The 16,076-nt window shown below is 58.3% G+C and carries 14 protein-coding genes and 1 pseudogene; 13 read left to right on the plus strand and 2 right to left on the minus strand.

Going from position 1 to position 16,076, the window contains the following annotated elements; genetic code table 11:
* The 3 genes from EN991_RS04690 to EN991_RS04700 all read left to right on the plus strand — a co-directional run.
* Positions 1 to 871, plus strand: an 871-nt coding sequence (locus tag EN991_RS04690) for a cation:dicarboxylase symporter family transporter (RefSeq protein ID WP_127368270.1), incomplete at its 5' end; no start/stop codon positions are given.
* 275 nt (positions 872 to 1,146) lie between these two features.
* The gene (locus tag EN991_RS04695; protein ID WP_051695606.1) at positions 1,147 to 2,208 is read left to right on the plus strand and encodes a LacI family DNA-binding transcriptional regulator; all 1,062 of its coding nucleotides are present in this window, start codon (positions 1,147 to 1,149) and stop codon (positions 2,206 to 2,208) included.
* 164 nt (positions 2,209 to 2,372) lie between these two features.
* Positions 2,373 to 3,176: a TIM barrel protein gene (locus EN991_RS04700; RefSeq protein WP_063169395.1), complete on the plus strand. Its 804-nt coding sequence runs from the start codon at positions 2,373 to 2,375 to the stop codon at positions 3,174 to 3,176.
* 48 nt (positions 3,177 to 3,224) lie between these two features.
* Here the strand turns inward: EN991_RS04700 and EN991_RS04705 are convergent, their stop codons facing one another.
* Positions 3,225 to 4,142 (minus strand): LysR family transcriptional regulator, encoded by a 918-nt coding sequence (locus EN991_RS04705; protein WP_063170390.1) that lies wholly within the window; start codon positions 4,140 to 4,142, stop codon positions 3,225 to 3,227.
* Between the two features lie 701 nt (positions 4,143 to 4,843).
* On the opposite strand from EN991_RS04705, the pseudogene EN991_RS04710 reads away from it, so the two are divergent.
* A pseudogene (locus EN991_RS04710) lies at positions 4,844 to 6,067 on the plus strand (IS110 family transposase).
* 103 nt (positions 6,068 to 6,170) lie between these two features.
* Here EN991_RS04710 and EN991_RS39745 read toward each other — a convergent pair.
* Positions 6,171 to 6,446 (minus strand): hypothetical protein, encoded by a 276-nt coding sequence (locus tag EN991_RS39745; RefSeq protein WP_127262750.1) that lies wholly within the window; start codon positions 6,444 to 6,446, stop codon positions 6,171 to 6,173.
* Positions 6,447 to 7,285: 839 nt separating this feature from the next.
* Between EN991_RS39745 and EN991_RS04715 the strand changes: the two genes are divergently transcribed.
* The 9 genes from EN991_RS04715 to EN991_RS04755 form a co-directional block, all read left to right on the plus strand.
* The gene (locus EN991_RS04715; RefSeq protein WP_029356603.1) at positions 7,286 to 7,567 is read left to right on the plus strand and encodes an acyl carrier protein; all 282 of its coding nucleotides are present in this window, start codon (positions 7,286 to 7,288) and stop codon (positions 7,565 to 7,567) included.
* Positions 7,568 to 8,776: a beta-ketoacyl-[acyl-carrier-protein] synthase family protein gene (locus EN991_RS04720; protein WP_063169402.1), complete on the plus strand. Its 1,209-nt coding sequence runs from the start codon at positions 7,568 to 7,570 to the stop codon at positions 8,774 to 8,776.
* Between the two features lie 853 nt (positions 8,777 to 9,629).
* Complete coding sequence (locus EN991_RS04725; RefSeq protein ID WP_063169401.1) at positions 9,630 to 10,220, plus strand: NodA family N-acyltransferase; 591 nt, start codon at positions 9,630 to 9,632, stop codon at positions 10,218 to 10,220.
* The gene (gene nodB, locus EN991_RS04730; protein ID WP_063169400.1) at positions 10,217 to 10,876 is read left to right on the plus strand and encodes a chitooligosaccharide deacetylase NodB; all 660 of its coding nucleotides are present in this window, start codon (positions 10,217 to 10,219) and stop codon (positions 10,874 to 10,876) included. Before EN991_RS04725 ends, nodB begins: the two co-directional genes overlap by 4 nt.
* A gap of 15 nt (positions 10,877 to 10,891) precedes the next feature.
* A complete protein-coding gene (nodC, locus tag EN991_RS04735; protein ID WP_063169399.1) occupies positions 10,892 to 12,217 on the plus strand; it encodes a chitooligosaccharide synthase NodC in 1,326 nt (441 codons plus the stop codon).
* Positions 12,218 to 12,478: 261 nt separating this feature from the next.
* Positions 12,479 to 13,393, plus strand: coding sequence for a nodulation factor ABC transporter ATP-binding protein NodI (gene nodI / locus EN991_RS04740; protein ID WP_024505873.1), 915 nt, complete (start codon positions 12,479 to 12,481; stop codon positions 13,391 to 13,393).
* Between the two features lie 3 nt (positions 13,394 to 13,396).
* A complete protein-coding gene (locus tag EN991_RS04745; protein ID WP_063169398.1) occupies positions 13,397 to 14,185 on the plus strand; it encodes an ABC transporter permease in 789 nt (262 codons plus the stop codon).
* Between the two features lie 283 nt (positions 14,186 to 14,468).
* Positions 14,469 to 15,230, plus strand: coding sequence for a sulfotransferase domain-containing protein (locus tag EN991_RS04750; protein WP_063169397.1), 762 nt, complete (start codon positions 14,469 to 14,471; stop codon positions 15,228 to 15,230).
* A 389-nt stretch (positions 15,231 to 15,619) separates the two neighbouring features.
* Positions 15,620 to 16,076, plus strand: a 457-nt coding sequence (locus EN991_RS04755) for a cation:dicarboxylase symporter family transporter (protein ID WP_127368271.1), incomplete at its 3' end; no start/stop codon positions are given.

Raw genomic sequence — 16,076 nt, forward strand, 5'->3', positions numbered from 1 at the left:
GTCCGTGACCAGCTTCCTGATGAACATCATCCCGTCAACGATTGCCAGTGCCTTCGCGGAAGGCGACATCCTGCAAGTCCTGTTCTTCTCGGTCCTGTTCGGCATTGCTTTGGCGATGACCGGAGAGACGAGCAGGCCGGTCGTTACCTTTCTCCAGGCGCTTACCGCCCCCATTTTTAAGCTCGTCGGCATTCTGATGAAGGCTGCACCCATCGGCGCCTTCGGCGCAATGGCCTTTACGATCGGCAAATACGGAATCGGTTCGGTGGCCAACCTCGCGATACTGGTCGCGACGTTCTATCTTACCGCCTTCCTCTTCGTGTTCGGGGTTCTCGGCGCGGTCTGCCGCTACAACGGCTTCTCGATCTTTTCTCTCGTCCGCTACATCAAGGACGAGCTGCTGCTTGTCCTGGCAACGTCCTCCTCGGAGGCCGCGCTGCCCTCGCTAATGGAGAAGATGGAGAAGGCCGGCGCCGCCCGTTCGGTCGTAAGTCTCGTCATCCCTACTGGATACTCATTCAATCTGGACGGTACCAATATCTACATGACGATCGCCGCCCTCTTCATCGCCCAGGCGACGAACACAGATTTGTCAATTGCCGATCAGATCCTCCTGCTGCTAATTGCGATGCTTTCCTCGAAGGGTGCGGCAGGCGTCACCGGCGCCGGCTTCATCACATTGGCCGCTACTCTCTCTGTCGTGCCGAGTGTTCCCGTTGCCGGAATGGCTCTAATTCTTGGCGTGGACCGCTTCATGTCGGAATGCCGCGCGCTGACGAATTTAGTCGGTAATGCGGTGGCATCGCTCGTTGTCGCTCGCTGGGAAGGCGAATTGGACCAGTCACGGATGGAAACCGCTTTCCGCGGTTAGGGTTACATCAAACTGGCTCCCCGCAAGCAAGATCGCAACAGCGCGACGTGTAAGTAGCGGCCTTGACACAACAGTCGAATTGCCAGCCTCCAAAGAGCGCTGGAAATAGAGTACTAACGCAGTGAGTAATACAACACCATGAAGCCCCTAAGCAAACGAACGGTTCACGGAGACTCATCTGGGTGCGCATGGAGCGCTGTTCGTCGAATGCGCTATCCGCGGGGTGGGGGAACTATTTCAGCTTGCCGCCCCAAGCCGTCGCGGGAGCGCACCGGATGATGGAGGACCGGCCGATCAGAATCGCTAGGGGAAAGCGCGTCACAATAGCCGATCTCGCCCGCGAAGCCGGAGTCAGCGTAGCAACAGTCGATCGGGTTCTGAACGTCCGCCTTCCGGTGCGAGAGGAGACCGCCCAGCGGGTCCATGCGGCCGCGCACGCGATCGGCTATCATGCTGCCGGTCTCATCAAACAGCGCTTGCAGCAGCACCTGCCGCACTACAAGCTGGGCTTCATCTTGAGAAAACCTACCCACGATTTCTACCAAGATTTCGCTCGCAAGATCGAAGAGTCGGTCAGTATGGCTAAATCCTTCCACGGCCTTCCGATCATCGAGTTCGCGCAGTCACATTTGCCGCGTGACCTGCTCCCGCTTCTTAAGGACCTTGGGAGCCGCTGCCAGGCGATCGCCATGGTGGCGGCCGATCACCCGAAAATCACAGCATCAGTCGAGGAGCTCAAGGCGAAAGGTATCCCGGTATTTTCGCTGCTATCCGACTTCGCCGATGGCGTGCGCGAGGGCTACATCGGCCTCAACAACAGCAAGGTCGGACGGACTGCCGCTTGGGTGTTTTCCAAGGCCGCAAAACGGCCCGGCAAGGTGGCGGTGTTTGTCGGAAGCCATCGCTTCCAGGCGCATGCGACGCGGGAAACGGCCTTTCGTGCGTATTTTCGTGAGAACGCGCCAAAATTCGAGGTGCTTGATGCGCTCGTGAACCTTGATGAACGGCAGCTCACTTACGAAAAATTGCTGGATCTTATGCAGCGGGAACCAGAGCTCGTCGGCTTCTATATGGCCGGCGGGGGGATAGAGGGGGCAATTTCCGCGCTCCGAGAAGAGGGGAGCGGTCAGGATCTCGTCGCGATCGTGAGTGAAATGACGCCGCAGTCACGTGGGGCGCTTGCGGATGACATCTTGACGATGGCGGTCGGCACGCCAATGCGCCGACTTTGCCAGGAGCTGATAATGGCAATGGAGCGGGCCATCAAAGCCGGCGTCGCGGAGAGCCCGGGGCAGACATTTCTGCCGTTCGACATTTATCTTCCGGAAAATATTTGACCTTGATGGATTTCTATCATGAGCGCCCATTTTCCTTTCACCGATGAAAGGAAAGCTCGATTGACTCGGCCGTCTCTGTCCGATCTGTGAACCGGCGTGGTTCCGTCTTGAAAGAAGCCGGATGCCGAAATGGCAGCCGCGCTTCATGGAAGGAAAGTCAAGCAATGCGCCAGGTATCGCCCCGCTTTGCACTCGATCACATGGCGGCGCCCCGCCTTGACGTCAGTGCGCTTTTCGCGCTTGCCCGTGACCAAGGCCTGACCGACGTCCAAATCCGTTACCCTCATTTCAGCAATCCTGTCGCACGCGGCATTCCGGCTGCGGACGTTCGGTTGGCCGCTACCGAAGCGGGCGTCACGATCATCTCTGTCAACGCCTTGCAGCGGTTCAACGACTGGACTCCAACGCGTCAGGCCGAGGCAAGCAACCTCGCCGATTATGCGACGGCGTGCGGGGCGGAGACGCTCGTGTTGGTGCCGGCCAACCGCAGCTCGTGGCCCACCAATAGCGAGCGCCAGGACAATCTTCGTTTCGCTCTAAACGAGATCAAGCCAATCCTCCAGTCGCGGGGTCTGATCGGTCTCATCGAGCCGCTGGGTTTCCGAACCTGCTCGCTTCGATCAAAGAAGGAAGCGGCCGAGGCCGTTGCCGCGGTTGATGGCCAGTCCGTCTTTCGCCTCGTGCACGACACGTTCCACCACACCCTGGCCGGGGAGACATGCCTGTTCTGCGAGCTTACCGGCCTGGTGCACATTTCAAGCGTAAACGACCCGACCTTCTGGATTTACCCCGATCGCTTTCTTGCAGGTTCCGACAATGGCAGCCAGATTCAGGCGCTGCTGGATGGCGGCTACGCGGGACCTTTCTCATTCGAGCTGGTCGAGGAAGTCCATTCTCTGGACGATCTCGCAGGCGCACTTGCCGCCAGCATCGACTTTATCCGGCGAGGGCTATTGTCGTCAAAGTAGATGGTGACAGGAGTAGTGACTATAGGTGCGCCTGAATTTTCCGTGGGTTCACAGCGGGGCAGCCATCCGAGATGCCTCCTGTATCATTATCTCCCGCATCCAGATGCTTGCCGGATCGCTATTGTGGAGGGCCGGCCATTGGAGGGTCTCGGTGAATGTGGGAAATGGCAGCGGAAGTTCGATAACCCGCAGGGGGAACGTTTTTTCGAAATGCCTGACCAGCCGTAAGGGCATGGTCGCTATACGAGCTGTGCCGGACACCATAGGTGGAATCATGCTGAAGCCCTGCACGGCGACCTCGACACGTCTCTTAAGGCCATGCTCAAGCAAAAACCATTCCTCGATAGACGGCTTCATCGTACGCCCGAACCTGACCGCGACGTGCCTCATCGACATGTATCTCTCGAATGTAAGCTGCTGTGGCAGCTGCTTGTTTGTGGGACAGCCTACGCACACGAGCTTCTCGTCAAACAGCGCAACGCTTGAATGCACACTCGACGTGAACATATCCGGTAGAATTAGAAAATCGACGTCACCGCGCCGGAGAAGCTCATCGGGGCTATCGTCGACAGGCAGCAGTTCGAAGCTGACGGCGGGGGCTTCCCGTGAAATACGCTCCACAAGCTTTTCGAAAAACACGAGCGTGACGAAATCGGAAAGAATGATCCTGAAGAGGCGATCGGCTCGAGCTGGGTCAAACGGATCCGAAGAAATAATCGAGCACTGGATGTGCTGGAGAGCGTCGCGAACTGCGGGGGCAAATGCTGCCGCACGCGGGGTTAGAAATCTTTCGCGACCTCTTATCGTAAACAGTTCATCGCGGAAATAATCGCGCAGTCGGGCGACGGCCGCACTCATGGCGGGCTGACTCAGGTTAATCCTGCGTGCCGCCGCCGAGAGATTACGCTCCGTCAGGAGTGCGTCGAGCACAACGAGGAGATTTAGATCAAGTCCTTTGAAACGCATGTCATCAGCCATCCATGGGATGGATGCCTTTAACCGAAACAAACGACTTTAACAATTTAGCATTCTTGCAATCTTTTGTCGCAAAAAGTTTATGATGGATGACGTTAAGGTCCGACATATGAGCCGCGTGATCTGCCGAAGCGAGCAATCGTTCGTACTGTGCAGGTCAGAGATTGGCAGTTTGAAACGCCGGGCCGATGGCGCCGGTCTATCAACCAGCGTCTTCGGCGGCCCCGACCTAGCTAGGCGTGGAACCTAATAGGGTGCACCTTTCCAGTCCGAGGCGACTGATGGGCGGTTTGATCCTAAGCTGCCGTGAGGCCTGTGCCAATTGTATCGGCGAGCCAATGCAGCAGTCCGGCAGCGTTTTTGAGAGCTGTTGTAGGCTCGGCCTAAGCCCATTGGCGCAAGCCTATCTGAACGAAGCGCTTGGCCTTGCCGCTATCCGGTATGTGATCTGTGGTGCCTTCTCGTCCTGCTGTTCTTGTTTTGGAACGCCCTTATGGTGAGCCCATCCGGGACGTGGGGCACCGGGAGCACAAAGGTGCAGGCAGGCCGTCAATAGACCGTGGGCTGAGAGCCCGAGCTCGTTACATGGCCGCCCCTCGCGACTTTCCCGGATGCGCTGCGAGCGCGGATCAGTAGATGTCGTGTTGCCCGCCAGCTCCCGTCTTTGACCGAGCCAAGAAGGAGGAACGGGCATGCTTATCATCGGACTGGATATTCACCGCGCCTTCGCCGAAGCAGTGGCATGGGAGGAGGGCAGGCTCAGGCGACTCGGCCGCGTCGACATGCGGCGCGATCTGCTGGCGGCGTTCGCCGCGAAGCTGTCGCCGAACGATGTCGGGGTGATCGAGGCCACCGGCAACGCGACGTCCGCTGCAGCTGTGGTTGCGCCGCATGTGAAGAAGGTGGGGATCGCCAAGCCGAAACAGGTGTTTATCGTTGCCTATGCCAAGATCAAAACGACGATCGACGCCGACGTTCTTGCGCAGCTCTATGCCAGCGGCTTCTTGCCAGAAGTCTGGATTGCGGACGAGCCGACGCAGGCTCTGCGTCGACAGGTGACACGGCGCAATCAGATTGTCCGACAGAGATCTCGATTGAAGAGCGTCATCCAGTCGATCCTTCATAGCCACCTGATCCGTCCTGCCCGCATGCTGACCTGTGCGGCGCCAAGGGTCGGACCTGGTTAATCGAGCAGGTCGTACCGCAGGACGAGCGCCTCGCGATCGATGGGCATCTGCGCGAGTTCGACCGATTGGGCGAAGACCTCCAGGTCATCGAACGCGATCTTGTCCGCTCGGCTCTCGAGGATGAAGGCGTGAAGCGGCTGATGACCATTCCCGGCGTCGACATCACCGTCGCGCTGGCGATGAAGGGCGGCGATCGGCGACGTGTCGCGCTTCGACGATCCGCAGAAGCTCGTGACCTATCTCGGGTTGAACCCAAGCGTCCAGCAGTCCGGCCAGGTCCGGCCTACCATGGGCGGATCACCAAGCAGGGCCGTGGTCATGCGCGCGGCATGCTCGTCGAGGCGGCCTGGGCGGCCGCTCGTGCTCCCGGACCGTTGCGAGCCTTCTCCCTGCGGCGTGCGAGCCCGGCGCGGACAGCATGTCGCGGCCGTGGCAACCGCACGCAAACTCTCTGTCGTGATCTGTCATCTGTTGAGAAGGGCGAGAGTTACGCGTGGGCTCGACCCTCCCTGCATGCCAAGAAGCTTGCGCGATGTGGAACTCAAGGCCGGGAGCAAGGCTGTGCGCGGCCAAAAGGGAGCGCACGCCTACAACATAAAGAGCCACCGGGAAGAAGAGCGCCGCTGGGTGGAGCAGGCCGAGGGCGCCTATGCACGCCTCGTCGCCGGTTGGAACCCACGAGGTCCGAAGAGGGTAGGCACGGATGCCGCAAACGAGGCGCGACGATAGAAGCTGCGCGGCAGGGCTCTCATCTCGGACCCTGCTCTTCGCCACGCGGTCGTCCGTGCGCGACAGGAGAATAGCGCAGATTTATCAAAAAGGCTCTTGTCGATCACATCAGTGGTCTTGGGCGCTGTACGGCCGGGTGAAGACTTTGCAGGTGGCCCGGAAAGCGTTTGACCTGCAGCGAAGCAATTGTCGTCATTACGCGCTCGACCCGGGCGCCCAGCTTGGCATAAGGGCTACGTGGCCTCAGGAAGCGTCGTCGCCAATGCAGACCATGGACGAATTCCCAGCCGATGCCGAGATGCCGGTCGACCGTGCCTGTCGCCGTCCGGTGATGCGATGCCCCCGAGCGGATGAGTTCGCCCCGGATGCTCCCGGTCACGACGCACGGGTTCGGGTTCCAAGGCGCTCAGTTTTGTTCGCGCCCAATCGGTGTAGGACGCGGCAGAAATACGAGCGTGACGAAATCGGAAAGAATGATCCTGAAGCGGCGATTCGGTAGAGCCGGGTCAAACTATCCGACGAAATAAACGATCACTGGATGGGCGGGGGAGCGTCGCAAACTGGAGGGCAAGAGCTCCCGGACGCAGCGTTAAGTTTGAATACCTCCGCGGACATGGTCGCGAGCTTATCGCGCAAATAAATCGAGCAGCCGAGCGCCGGCCGCACTCATGACCGGCTGGGCTCGGTTAATCCTGCATGCCGCGCCCATGAGGTTACTTGTCCGGAGTGCGTCGAGCACAACGAGGAGATGTAGTTCACGATCTTTGAAAAGCGTGGTCAACCATCCAAAGTGTGGATGCCTTTCATCGAAACAAACGATTTCATCAATGTTCTGGAATCCTGCATGGGCAGAAGCACCTGATGGACACCGATGCCCCCACTGCCTCATGGCGTGGCGAGCGTCTTAAGAAACCGCCCGAAAGGAGATTTTTCATGCGCTCTACCGGGCAGTGGAGTGCTGGGAAAGGGAGTTGCAACTGACCGGCCATGTCAAACTGTCCGACTTCTTCCGAGCCTATGGACAGACCGGGAGACGCGCACGTGTAGCGGCTCACATCGTCATACTGCACCTACGCCACACACCGGCCGGACCTGATCCGGCTTTATGAGCATTGGGTTTTGTCAGTTGCCCAAGCGTGATGGCTTTCGCGACGCGGCGCGCCTCAGGAACTGAGCCGCGTCCAGGTCGAAACGCGGGAAAGAAAGACAGGAAACAGAATGGCCGATCAATTCGCAACGGACGTCATTGCCCTGATCAAGAAACGCGCCGAGTCGGAGAGCGGTGAGGGAATGCCTGCGTCATTCGTCGGCGAGATAACAATCGCCACGGAACTGGACGCGCTCGGGTTCGATTCGCTGGGTTTGGCGGACGTCCTCTGGGATGTGGAGCAGGCCTACGGCATCAAGATCGACATGAACACGGCCGATGCCTGGTCCAATCTCAAGAATGTCGGCGACGTCGTGGAAGCCGTCCGCGGCTTGCTTGCGAAGGAGGCTTGAATGGACAGGCGCGTCGTTATCACCGGAGTGGGCGGCCTGTGCGGACTGGGCACCGAGGCCGCCTCTATGTGGAAAGAGATGCGCGAAGGCCGCTCCGCCATCGGCCCGATCGCCAATTCCGAGCTTCATGACCTGGAGGGCATGACCGGCGCTGAGATCAAGGCGCTGCCCCAGCACGACATCAACCGGGGGCATCTCATCTCCATGGACCGCTTCAGCTTGCTCGCCGTGCTTGCAGCGCGCGAAGCCATGCGGCAGGCCGGACTTTCCTGCGACGAGGGGAATGCCCATCGCTTCGGCGCGACAGTGGGCGTCGGATTTACCGGTTCGTACGCAACAGAACAAACTTACCGCTCACTGCTTTTGGGTAGCGCAATCCGTGCTGAACTCTTCACTGGAGTAAAGGTGATGCCCAGCGCCGCTTCCGTCCATCTTAGCTTGAGCCTCGGCTTGCGCGGGCCGGTCTTCGGGGTGACCTCCGCATGTGCCTCGGCCAACCATGCGATCGCCTCGGCGGTGGACCAGATCAAGCTGGGCCGGGCCGACGTAATGGTTTCCGGGGGCAGCGACGCACCCTTCGCATGGGGCGTGCTGAAAGCATGGGAAGCAATGCGCGTGCTTTCACCCGATACCTGCCGGCCCTTCTCCGCCGATAGGAAGGGCCTGGTGCTGGGCGAGGGTGCGGGCATGGCCGTGCTGGAAAGCTACGAGCATGCCACGAGGCGTGGTGCCACAATTCTTGCCGAGATCGCCGGCGTCGGCCTTTCCGCCGATGCCTTCCACATTGCCGCGCCATCTGTCGAGGGGCCAGCGTCGGCGATGCGCGCCTGCCTTGCCGATGCCGGGCTGAATGCCGAGGACGTCGACTATCTCAACGCGCACGGCACCGGTACCAAGAGCAATGATCAGACTGAAACGGCGGCGATCAAGCGTGTGTTTGGAAACCACGCTTATTCGATGTCCATCTCTTCCACCAAGTCCACGCACGCGCATTGCCTCGGCGCAGCGAGCGCGCTTGAAATGATCGCCTGCGTGATGGCAATCCAAGAGGACGTCGTGCCGCCGACCGCCAACTATCGCGAGCCAGATCCCGCTTGCGACCTCGACATCACACCCAATGTGCCGCGGGAGCGCAAGGTGCGCGTCGCCATGAGCAACGCCTTCGCCATGGGCGGTACGAACGCAGTTCTGGCATTCAGGCAGGTGTAGAAGCCATGCAAGACGCCTCATTTGAGGTCACCTGTCGTATCTAGCTGCTTGCCGGACCACTATGTAAAGCGAGCGCTATTGGCTGCCTCTGCGATGCGGGAATTGGCAGCGGACGTCTCTCGATCAAACAGGCATCTTGCTTGTAGAATTCTTTTAATCGTGAAGCGGCGCGAGTGCGCTATCCGTTGAGGTGAGCAAGGCCGGCGCCCTGGGTGAGCGCTGGTGTCGGGTGGTGGAAAGTACAGGGGGAGCTGTGTGGCCCCTCTTTCTCGGCCTCGACGATGTGCGAAGGAGCCTGCGCGGCGAACGGGCCAACGCCCCAGGCTCAGAACCTGGGCGAACCTAACTCCCGCCAAAGGACAGCCCAGAGCTGGATACACGAAAGAGATACTGAACCCGCGAATCAGATTCTGATCAATCGTCGTGTCTGAGCTCCACTCGGCTCTTACGGAGATAATCGCGCGGCCCGGCAACGGCCGCGCGTGCCGCGGGCGTGAGCTTTGCGCTTCGTCAGAAGTGCCTCGAGCGTGACGACGATAATTGACCAGCCATATGGAACGCATTCGCCCAGTTATCCAAAGCGTGGATACCTTTCATCTAAACAAAGGATTTTACCGTTTTTGCTGCAGGTCCCATAGAAGCGCTTCAAGTTGGAAAGATAGGTAGTTCCGATGGTTGCGTTGGATCTGAGGAGCATCATCTGGTGTGCGGGGCGTACAAAGTCAGTCGCATCTGCATTGCGGCTTGGTCTTTCGGCGGTCCCCACAAGTTACGCCCCGTTGGCGCGACGCCAATTATTTAATCAATGCTTGGACATTTATCTCAACCAGACAGCTACAAGGTGAGGTCTTCCATGCGTCCGAATGTCGAGTGGAAGTTGTGCTGGGAAAATGAGCTGCAACTGGCCGACCATGTCGAACTCTCCGACTTTTTTCGAAAGACCTATGGACGGACTGGCGCCTTCAACGCGGAGCCATTCGAAGGCGGCCGCAGTTGGGCCGGCGCGAGGCCGGAATTCCGCGCAATCGGCTACGACGCGCATGGGGTAGCGGCTCACATCGGCATGCTGCGGCGCTTCATCAAAGTTGGCGAGGTCGACTTGATCGTCGCTGAATTGGGCCTGTACGCGGTTCGTCCGGATCTTGAAGGGCTCGGAATCGGTTTTTCGATGCGCGTGGCGTACCCAGTGCTCCATCAGTTGGGTGTTCCATTCGCTTTCGGCACGGTTCGGCACGCGCTGCGAAACCATGTCGAAAGATTCTGCAGAGCCGGCCTCGCGAACATTGTGTCGGGCGTTCGCGTACGGTCGACCCGTCCAGATGTGCATCCCGACCTGCCGCCCACGCGCCTGGAAGACGTACTCGTGTTGGTTTCGCCGATCGGACGCTCGATGGACGAGTGGCCGTCTGGTACCCTGATCGACCGGAACGGTCCGGAACTATGAAGCCTCTGGACTACATATGCGAAGGGCAGAGTGACAATGCCGATCGCATTGCAGAGCGCAGCGTCTATCTGACGTTTGACGACGGTCCCAATTCATTTTTCACACCGCAGATACTCAATGTGCTGGCGCAACATCAGGTGCCGGCGACCTTCTTCGTTGTTGGGGCCTACGCGGCCGACGAGCCGGAACTCGTTCGCCGAATTATTACAGACGGCCACGGTATAGCCAACCACACGATGACTCATCCGGACCTAGCTAAATGCGGGTCCGTCGAAGTCGACTGCCAGATAGTTGAGGCAAACAGAGTCATAGGGATGGCTTGCCCGCAGGCCATGGTTCGGTACTTTCGTGCACCCTATGGCATCTGGACCGAAGAAGTAATCGCTGCATTAGCGGGTGAGGCATTGGCGCCCGTCCATTGGTCCATTGATCCACGCGACTGGTCTCGCCCCGGCGTTGACGCCATCGTCGACAGAGTGCTCGCCGATATCCGGCCGGGCGCAATCGTGCTGTTGCACGACGGGTGCGCTCCCGACGAATTGCAACCAGGCAATCAAGCCAGTCTGCGCGACCAGACGGTGACAGCGTTGTCACGCCTAATTCCAGAATTGCACGGCCGCGGATTTGTAATCCGATCACTTCCTCAACATCCCTGAACAAACAGAGATCCTATGGACCTTCTCACCACAGCCAGTACTGTTGCCGTTTCGTCTTATGCGGTGCTCTCGACTGTTTACAGAGGCATGCAAGCGGTCTACTCCCAACCGGAAAATGTTACGCCGCCGTCGGAAAGCTTGTTCGGATCCGACCGTTGGCCGAGCGTGGATGTCATTATCCCCTGCTACAATGAGGACCCGCGCACACTCGCGGCGTGTTTAGCTTCCATTGCAAATCAAGATTACTCCGGAACATTTCAGGTCTATCTGGTTGACGACGGTTCTGGAAATCGTAATGCCGTCATCCCGGTACATCACGCCTACGAGGGCGACCCGAGATTCAATTTCATTCTGCTCCGCGAAAATGTTGGCAAACGCAAGGCGCAGATCGCCGCCATCCGCCGCTCATCTGGAGATTTCGTGCTCAGCGTCGACTCTGACACGACACTTGCGTCCGACGTCATCACGAAGCTTGCAGTAAAAATGCGGGATTCCATGGTCGGAGCGGCCATGGGCCAGCTGACGGCATACAACCGCAGCGACACTTGGTTGACCCGATTGATCGATATGGAATACTGGCTGGCTTGCAATGAGGAGCGCGCGGCGCAAGGTCGCTTTGGTGCGGTCATGTGCTGCTGCGGCCCATGTGCAATGTACCGCCGGTCTTGTCTCCTTTCTCTGCTGGATCAATACGAGACGCAGCTGTTCAGGGGGAAACCAAGCGACTTCGGTGAAGACCGTCATCTTACGATCCTCATGCTGAAAGCAGGCTTTCGAACCGAGTACGTTCCAGGTGCCGTCGCGGCGACAGTCGTTCCGGACAAGATGGGACCTTATTTGCGCCAACAACTCCGCTGGGCACGAAGCACTTTCCGGGACACGATGCTTGCGCGAGGTCTACTGCGTGGCCTGGATCGCTATCTAACTTTGGATGTGATGGGAGAGAATCTCGGCCCATTGTTGCTCGGCATCGCGGTAGTAACGGCGCTCGGTGAGTTACTATTTTCACATACAGTAAATTGGTGGACGGTGCTGGCTATTGTCACGATGACCATAATCAGATCTACGGTGTTATCTTTCCGCACTCGGCAGCTTCGATTCATCGGCTATTCAATGCACGCGTTAATCAGGATATTCCTGTTGATCCCCTTGAAGGCTTACGCCCTGTGTACATTGAGCAATAGCGATTGGCTGTCGCGTAAAAGTGTTCCCCTGCCCAACAGCAGCACAAAGGAAATCACAAGCGCGATGCCGCTTGGCGGAGCAAATGCTGCGGGCAATTCTGGAATTGCGGAGTCACTTCATACTGCAGATCTTTCGCTCACAGCTAGTGAAGTCTGACGGCCTTGCAGCGCCGAGTGACCGAGTAAGTTGTGTCAGTCGACACGGGGTGAAGCTTGTCGAGTTACCTATGGTCAGAACGGGGACTATGTGGAAGCGACACGTGGCATCTTGACGTTATTCTTTGGCGGAAGCGATACACACGTCGCTCCGGCCGCGACTTTCCAAAGGTGTCATCTCAAGGCGGTGGCCTGCTCTGAACCAGAATTCGCAAGTAAGCTGCCGGTGGCCAATCGGACTCATTCCGCTTGAGATAGACGCATGTCCAATGTAGCAATCGACCTTACCGGCGTAACCAAATTATTCGGAAACAAGCTCGTTGTGGACGGGCTGTCCTTCACCGTTGCATCGGGAGAGTGCTTCGGTCTGCTGGGGCCTAACGGCGCAGGCAAGAGCACGATTGCGCGTATGCTCCTCGGTATGACCCGGCCTGACGCGGGTGATATAACAGTCCTCGGTCTACCAGTGCCGGCACGCAGCCGCTTGGCCCGCAAGGGCATAGGCGTGGTCCCGCAGTTCGACAATCTCGACCTGGAATTTACGGTACGTGAGAACCTGTTGGTGTTCGGGCGCTACTTCGGCATGAGTACAAGAGAGATCAACGCCGTCATCCCACGGCTGCTCGAGTTCGCTCGCCTTGAGAGCAAGGCGGATTCACGTGTCGGCCTGCTATCCGGCGGGATGAAGCGGCGCCTGACGCTGGCACGTGCTCTGATCAACGACCCCCAGTTGCTTGTGATGGATGAGCCCACGACCGGCCTCGACCCGCATGCCCGCCATCTGATCTGGGAGCGACTTCGTTTCCTGCTGGCGAGCGGAAAAACGATCATTTTGACCACCCATTTCATGGAAGAGGCTGAGCGGCTTTGTGATCGGCTGTGTGTTCTCGAGCGGGGACGCAAGATCGCCGAGGGCAGTCCTCATGCGCTGATCGACGAGTACATTGGGTGCAACGTGATCGAGATCTTCGGCGGTAATCCACAGGAGCTGATTTCGCTGATCAGACCGTACGTTCAGCGTGTCGAGGTAAGCGGCGAGACGCTCTTTTGCTATGCGCCTGAGCCGGAGGATGTGCGCATCCAGCTTCGCGGTCGAGCGGGTCTGCGTATTCTAGAGCGTCCACCCAGTCTGGAGGACGTTTTCTTGCGGTTAACCGGACGTGAGATGGAGAAGTGAGCAATGGGTGAACGTTTTGCGGCCGCTCTACCCGCCAACGCCTGGAACTGGATGGCGGTGTGGCGCCGCAATCATCTGGCATGGAAGAAGGTGGCATTTGCTTCAATGCTCGGCACCCTTGCTGATCCGATGATTTACCTTTTCGGGCTCGGCACTGGCCTTGGACTGTTGGTAGGCCGCATCGAAGGTGCATCCTACATCGCCTTTCTGGCAGCCGGCATGGTTGCGACGAGCGCGATGACAGCATCAACCTTCGAAACAATTTACGCGGTTTTCGGTCGAATGCGCGATCAGGGCACTTGGGAAGCAATCCTGCACACACAACTTACCCTCGGCGACATCGTTCTCGGTGAATTGACCTGGGCAGCCACAAAGGCTTTTCTGGCCGGTACGACAATTGCGATTGTTGCGGCCGCGCTAGGTTATGCCGCGTGGACGTCGGTTCTCTACGTGCTACCGGTCGTCGCTCTCACCGGATTCGCCTTTGCGAGCCTGGCCATGCTCGTCATCGCGCTCGCGCCCAGTTATCACTATTTTATTTTCTATCAGACGCTTGTCATCACACCCATGCTGTTCCTTTCGGGCGCGGTTTTTCCAGTCGGCCAATTGCCAGGAGTGTTTCAGCAGATTGCGGCCTTCTCGCCCCTGGCGAATTCTATCGAGCTAATCCGTCCGGTGATGCTCGGCCGCCTGGGCGACAATGTAGGGCTGCATATAGGCGCACTTTGCATGTTCGCTGTATTGCCTTTTTTTCTGTCGGCTGGACTGTTTCATCGACGACTAATGCGTTGACGCTTGCTTACACCCATTAACCAGAAGGAGGTCCGCAATGCCGGATGCAAACTGCCCACAGCGGCCCGGAGGCATGCGTATGCTAGGAATCGCGAGTGGTACAACGCCGAAGCCGGGCGCCACCCAGCCGCTGCAGGCACCCGCCCAGCTTCGCGACCACACCTCGAAGAACAGGCTGGATGGTGAGGCGCGGACCCACCCGGAGCGTTCAATCGATAGCAGCCAAGCTTCTTGTGCGCGTCCACAGACCGTCGCGGCCATTATTTAGTTGGATACACATGCAATGACCCACAACGAAGCAACTCTTGAGCCTTTTGTGATCCTTGCTATGCCAAGGACCGGAACACACTATTTAGAAGAATTGCTAAACGAGCATCCGACCGTTTTGAGTAACGGTGAGTTGCTAAACGAATATGATCCCAATTGGCCCAGCACTGATCGCCTGCTAGGCACGGATCGCGAGCTTCTTGAGCTTGCCTATGTGCGCTGCCCTATGCGCGACTACAAGAATGTGACGCATCTTGGATGCAAGATCAATGAACCTCAGTTTCGCGAGCGTCCCGCATTCTTTGCGGAACTGGCTCGTTGGCCAGCACTCAAGGTCATCCTTGTTGTTCGCCGAAACGTATTGGAATCGCTCCGATCCTTTGTGCAGGCCAGGGAAAGCGGTCACTGGCTGAAGTTCAGCTGGGACAACGATACCGCTCGGCCACCGAGCGTCAGGTTGTCAATCGCCGACTGTGAGGCTTATTTCAAAGCCGCCGACGATTTTCACGCTCGCGTTATGGACTCCTTCACGTCGACCAACCTGCTTGTAATGGAATACGAGAGCCTACTTCACGAACCTGCCCAATGCCTGGGAGCGGTTTGGGATTTCCTGGGCGTTCCAGCGCTTGAGCCATCAGATAACGCCATCCTGCAGCGCCAGGAAACGCGACCGCTGGATCAAACGGTGGAGAACTTTGACGAGTTGCGGATTCACTTCGCACGGGGACCTTATTCAAGATTTTTTGACCTCGGAGATTCAATGCGCTCCTACGCTTAATCGCTTGTACCGCGTGCTCTGATGGGCGTGTAGGATATCCTGCAGTTTGCGCGCATTCCGTCGCAAAACTGACAAACCAAAGTCACCAAGACGACAGAGATATCGGCCGGCAGTCGATCTGCGGCAGACATCAAAGACACGGCCGCAAGGCGACCTGGTCAATTCCCTCTCTGGCGAAGCACTTCTTCAGACGCGATCTTTGGCGAGCCTTGAGTGCAAATTCCGGCAAAGGTGGAGGGTTCCAGTGCGCAACCCGCACCAATCTCGCTGGACGGGACAGGCCTCCAGTTGGCACGGCGCTTGCTCCGAGATGACAGCAGCGCTCGACCGGAGCGCAGCATGGGAGAAGGAGGAGCCCCCACCCCGATCCGGTCAGGGAGAGAGAAACGGTGTTGGTTCCAAGAGTCCCCCGCGCGATCGCAGCGCCCCGCAAGCCCCATTTTGCCCGGACCTACGTGCAGGTGCTTGCCGCCATAGTCCTGGGAGCCGCAATTGGCTACCTCTATCCGGAAACCGGCCAGAGCCTGAAGCCGCTCGGCGATGCCTTCATCAAAGTCGTCAAGATGATTATCGCACCTGTCATCTTCCTGACAATTGCGACCGGCATTGCCGGCATGAGCGATCTGCAGAAGGTCGGCCGAGTTGCCGCCAAGGCGATGGTTTATTTCCTCACCTTCTCGACACTTGCACTCGTTGTCGGACTGATTGTCGCGAATATCGTTCAACCTGGCGCCGGCCTCAACATCGATCCGGCCTCGCTCGATGTCCAAGCCGTTAAGGGCTATGTGGCCACGGCTCACGAGCAGTCCGTGACCAGCTTCCTGATGAACATCATCCCGTCAACGA

This window comes from Mesorhizobium sp. M7A.F.Ca.US.005.03.2.1, assembly GCF_003997795.1.
Lineage (GTDB): Bacteria > Pseudomonadota > Alphaproteobacteria > Rhizobiales > Rhizobiaceae > Mesorhizobium > Mesorhizobium ciceri.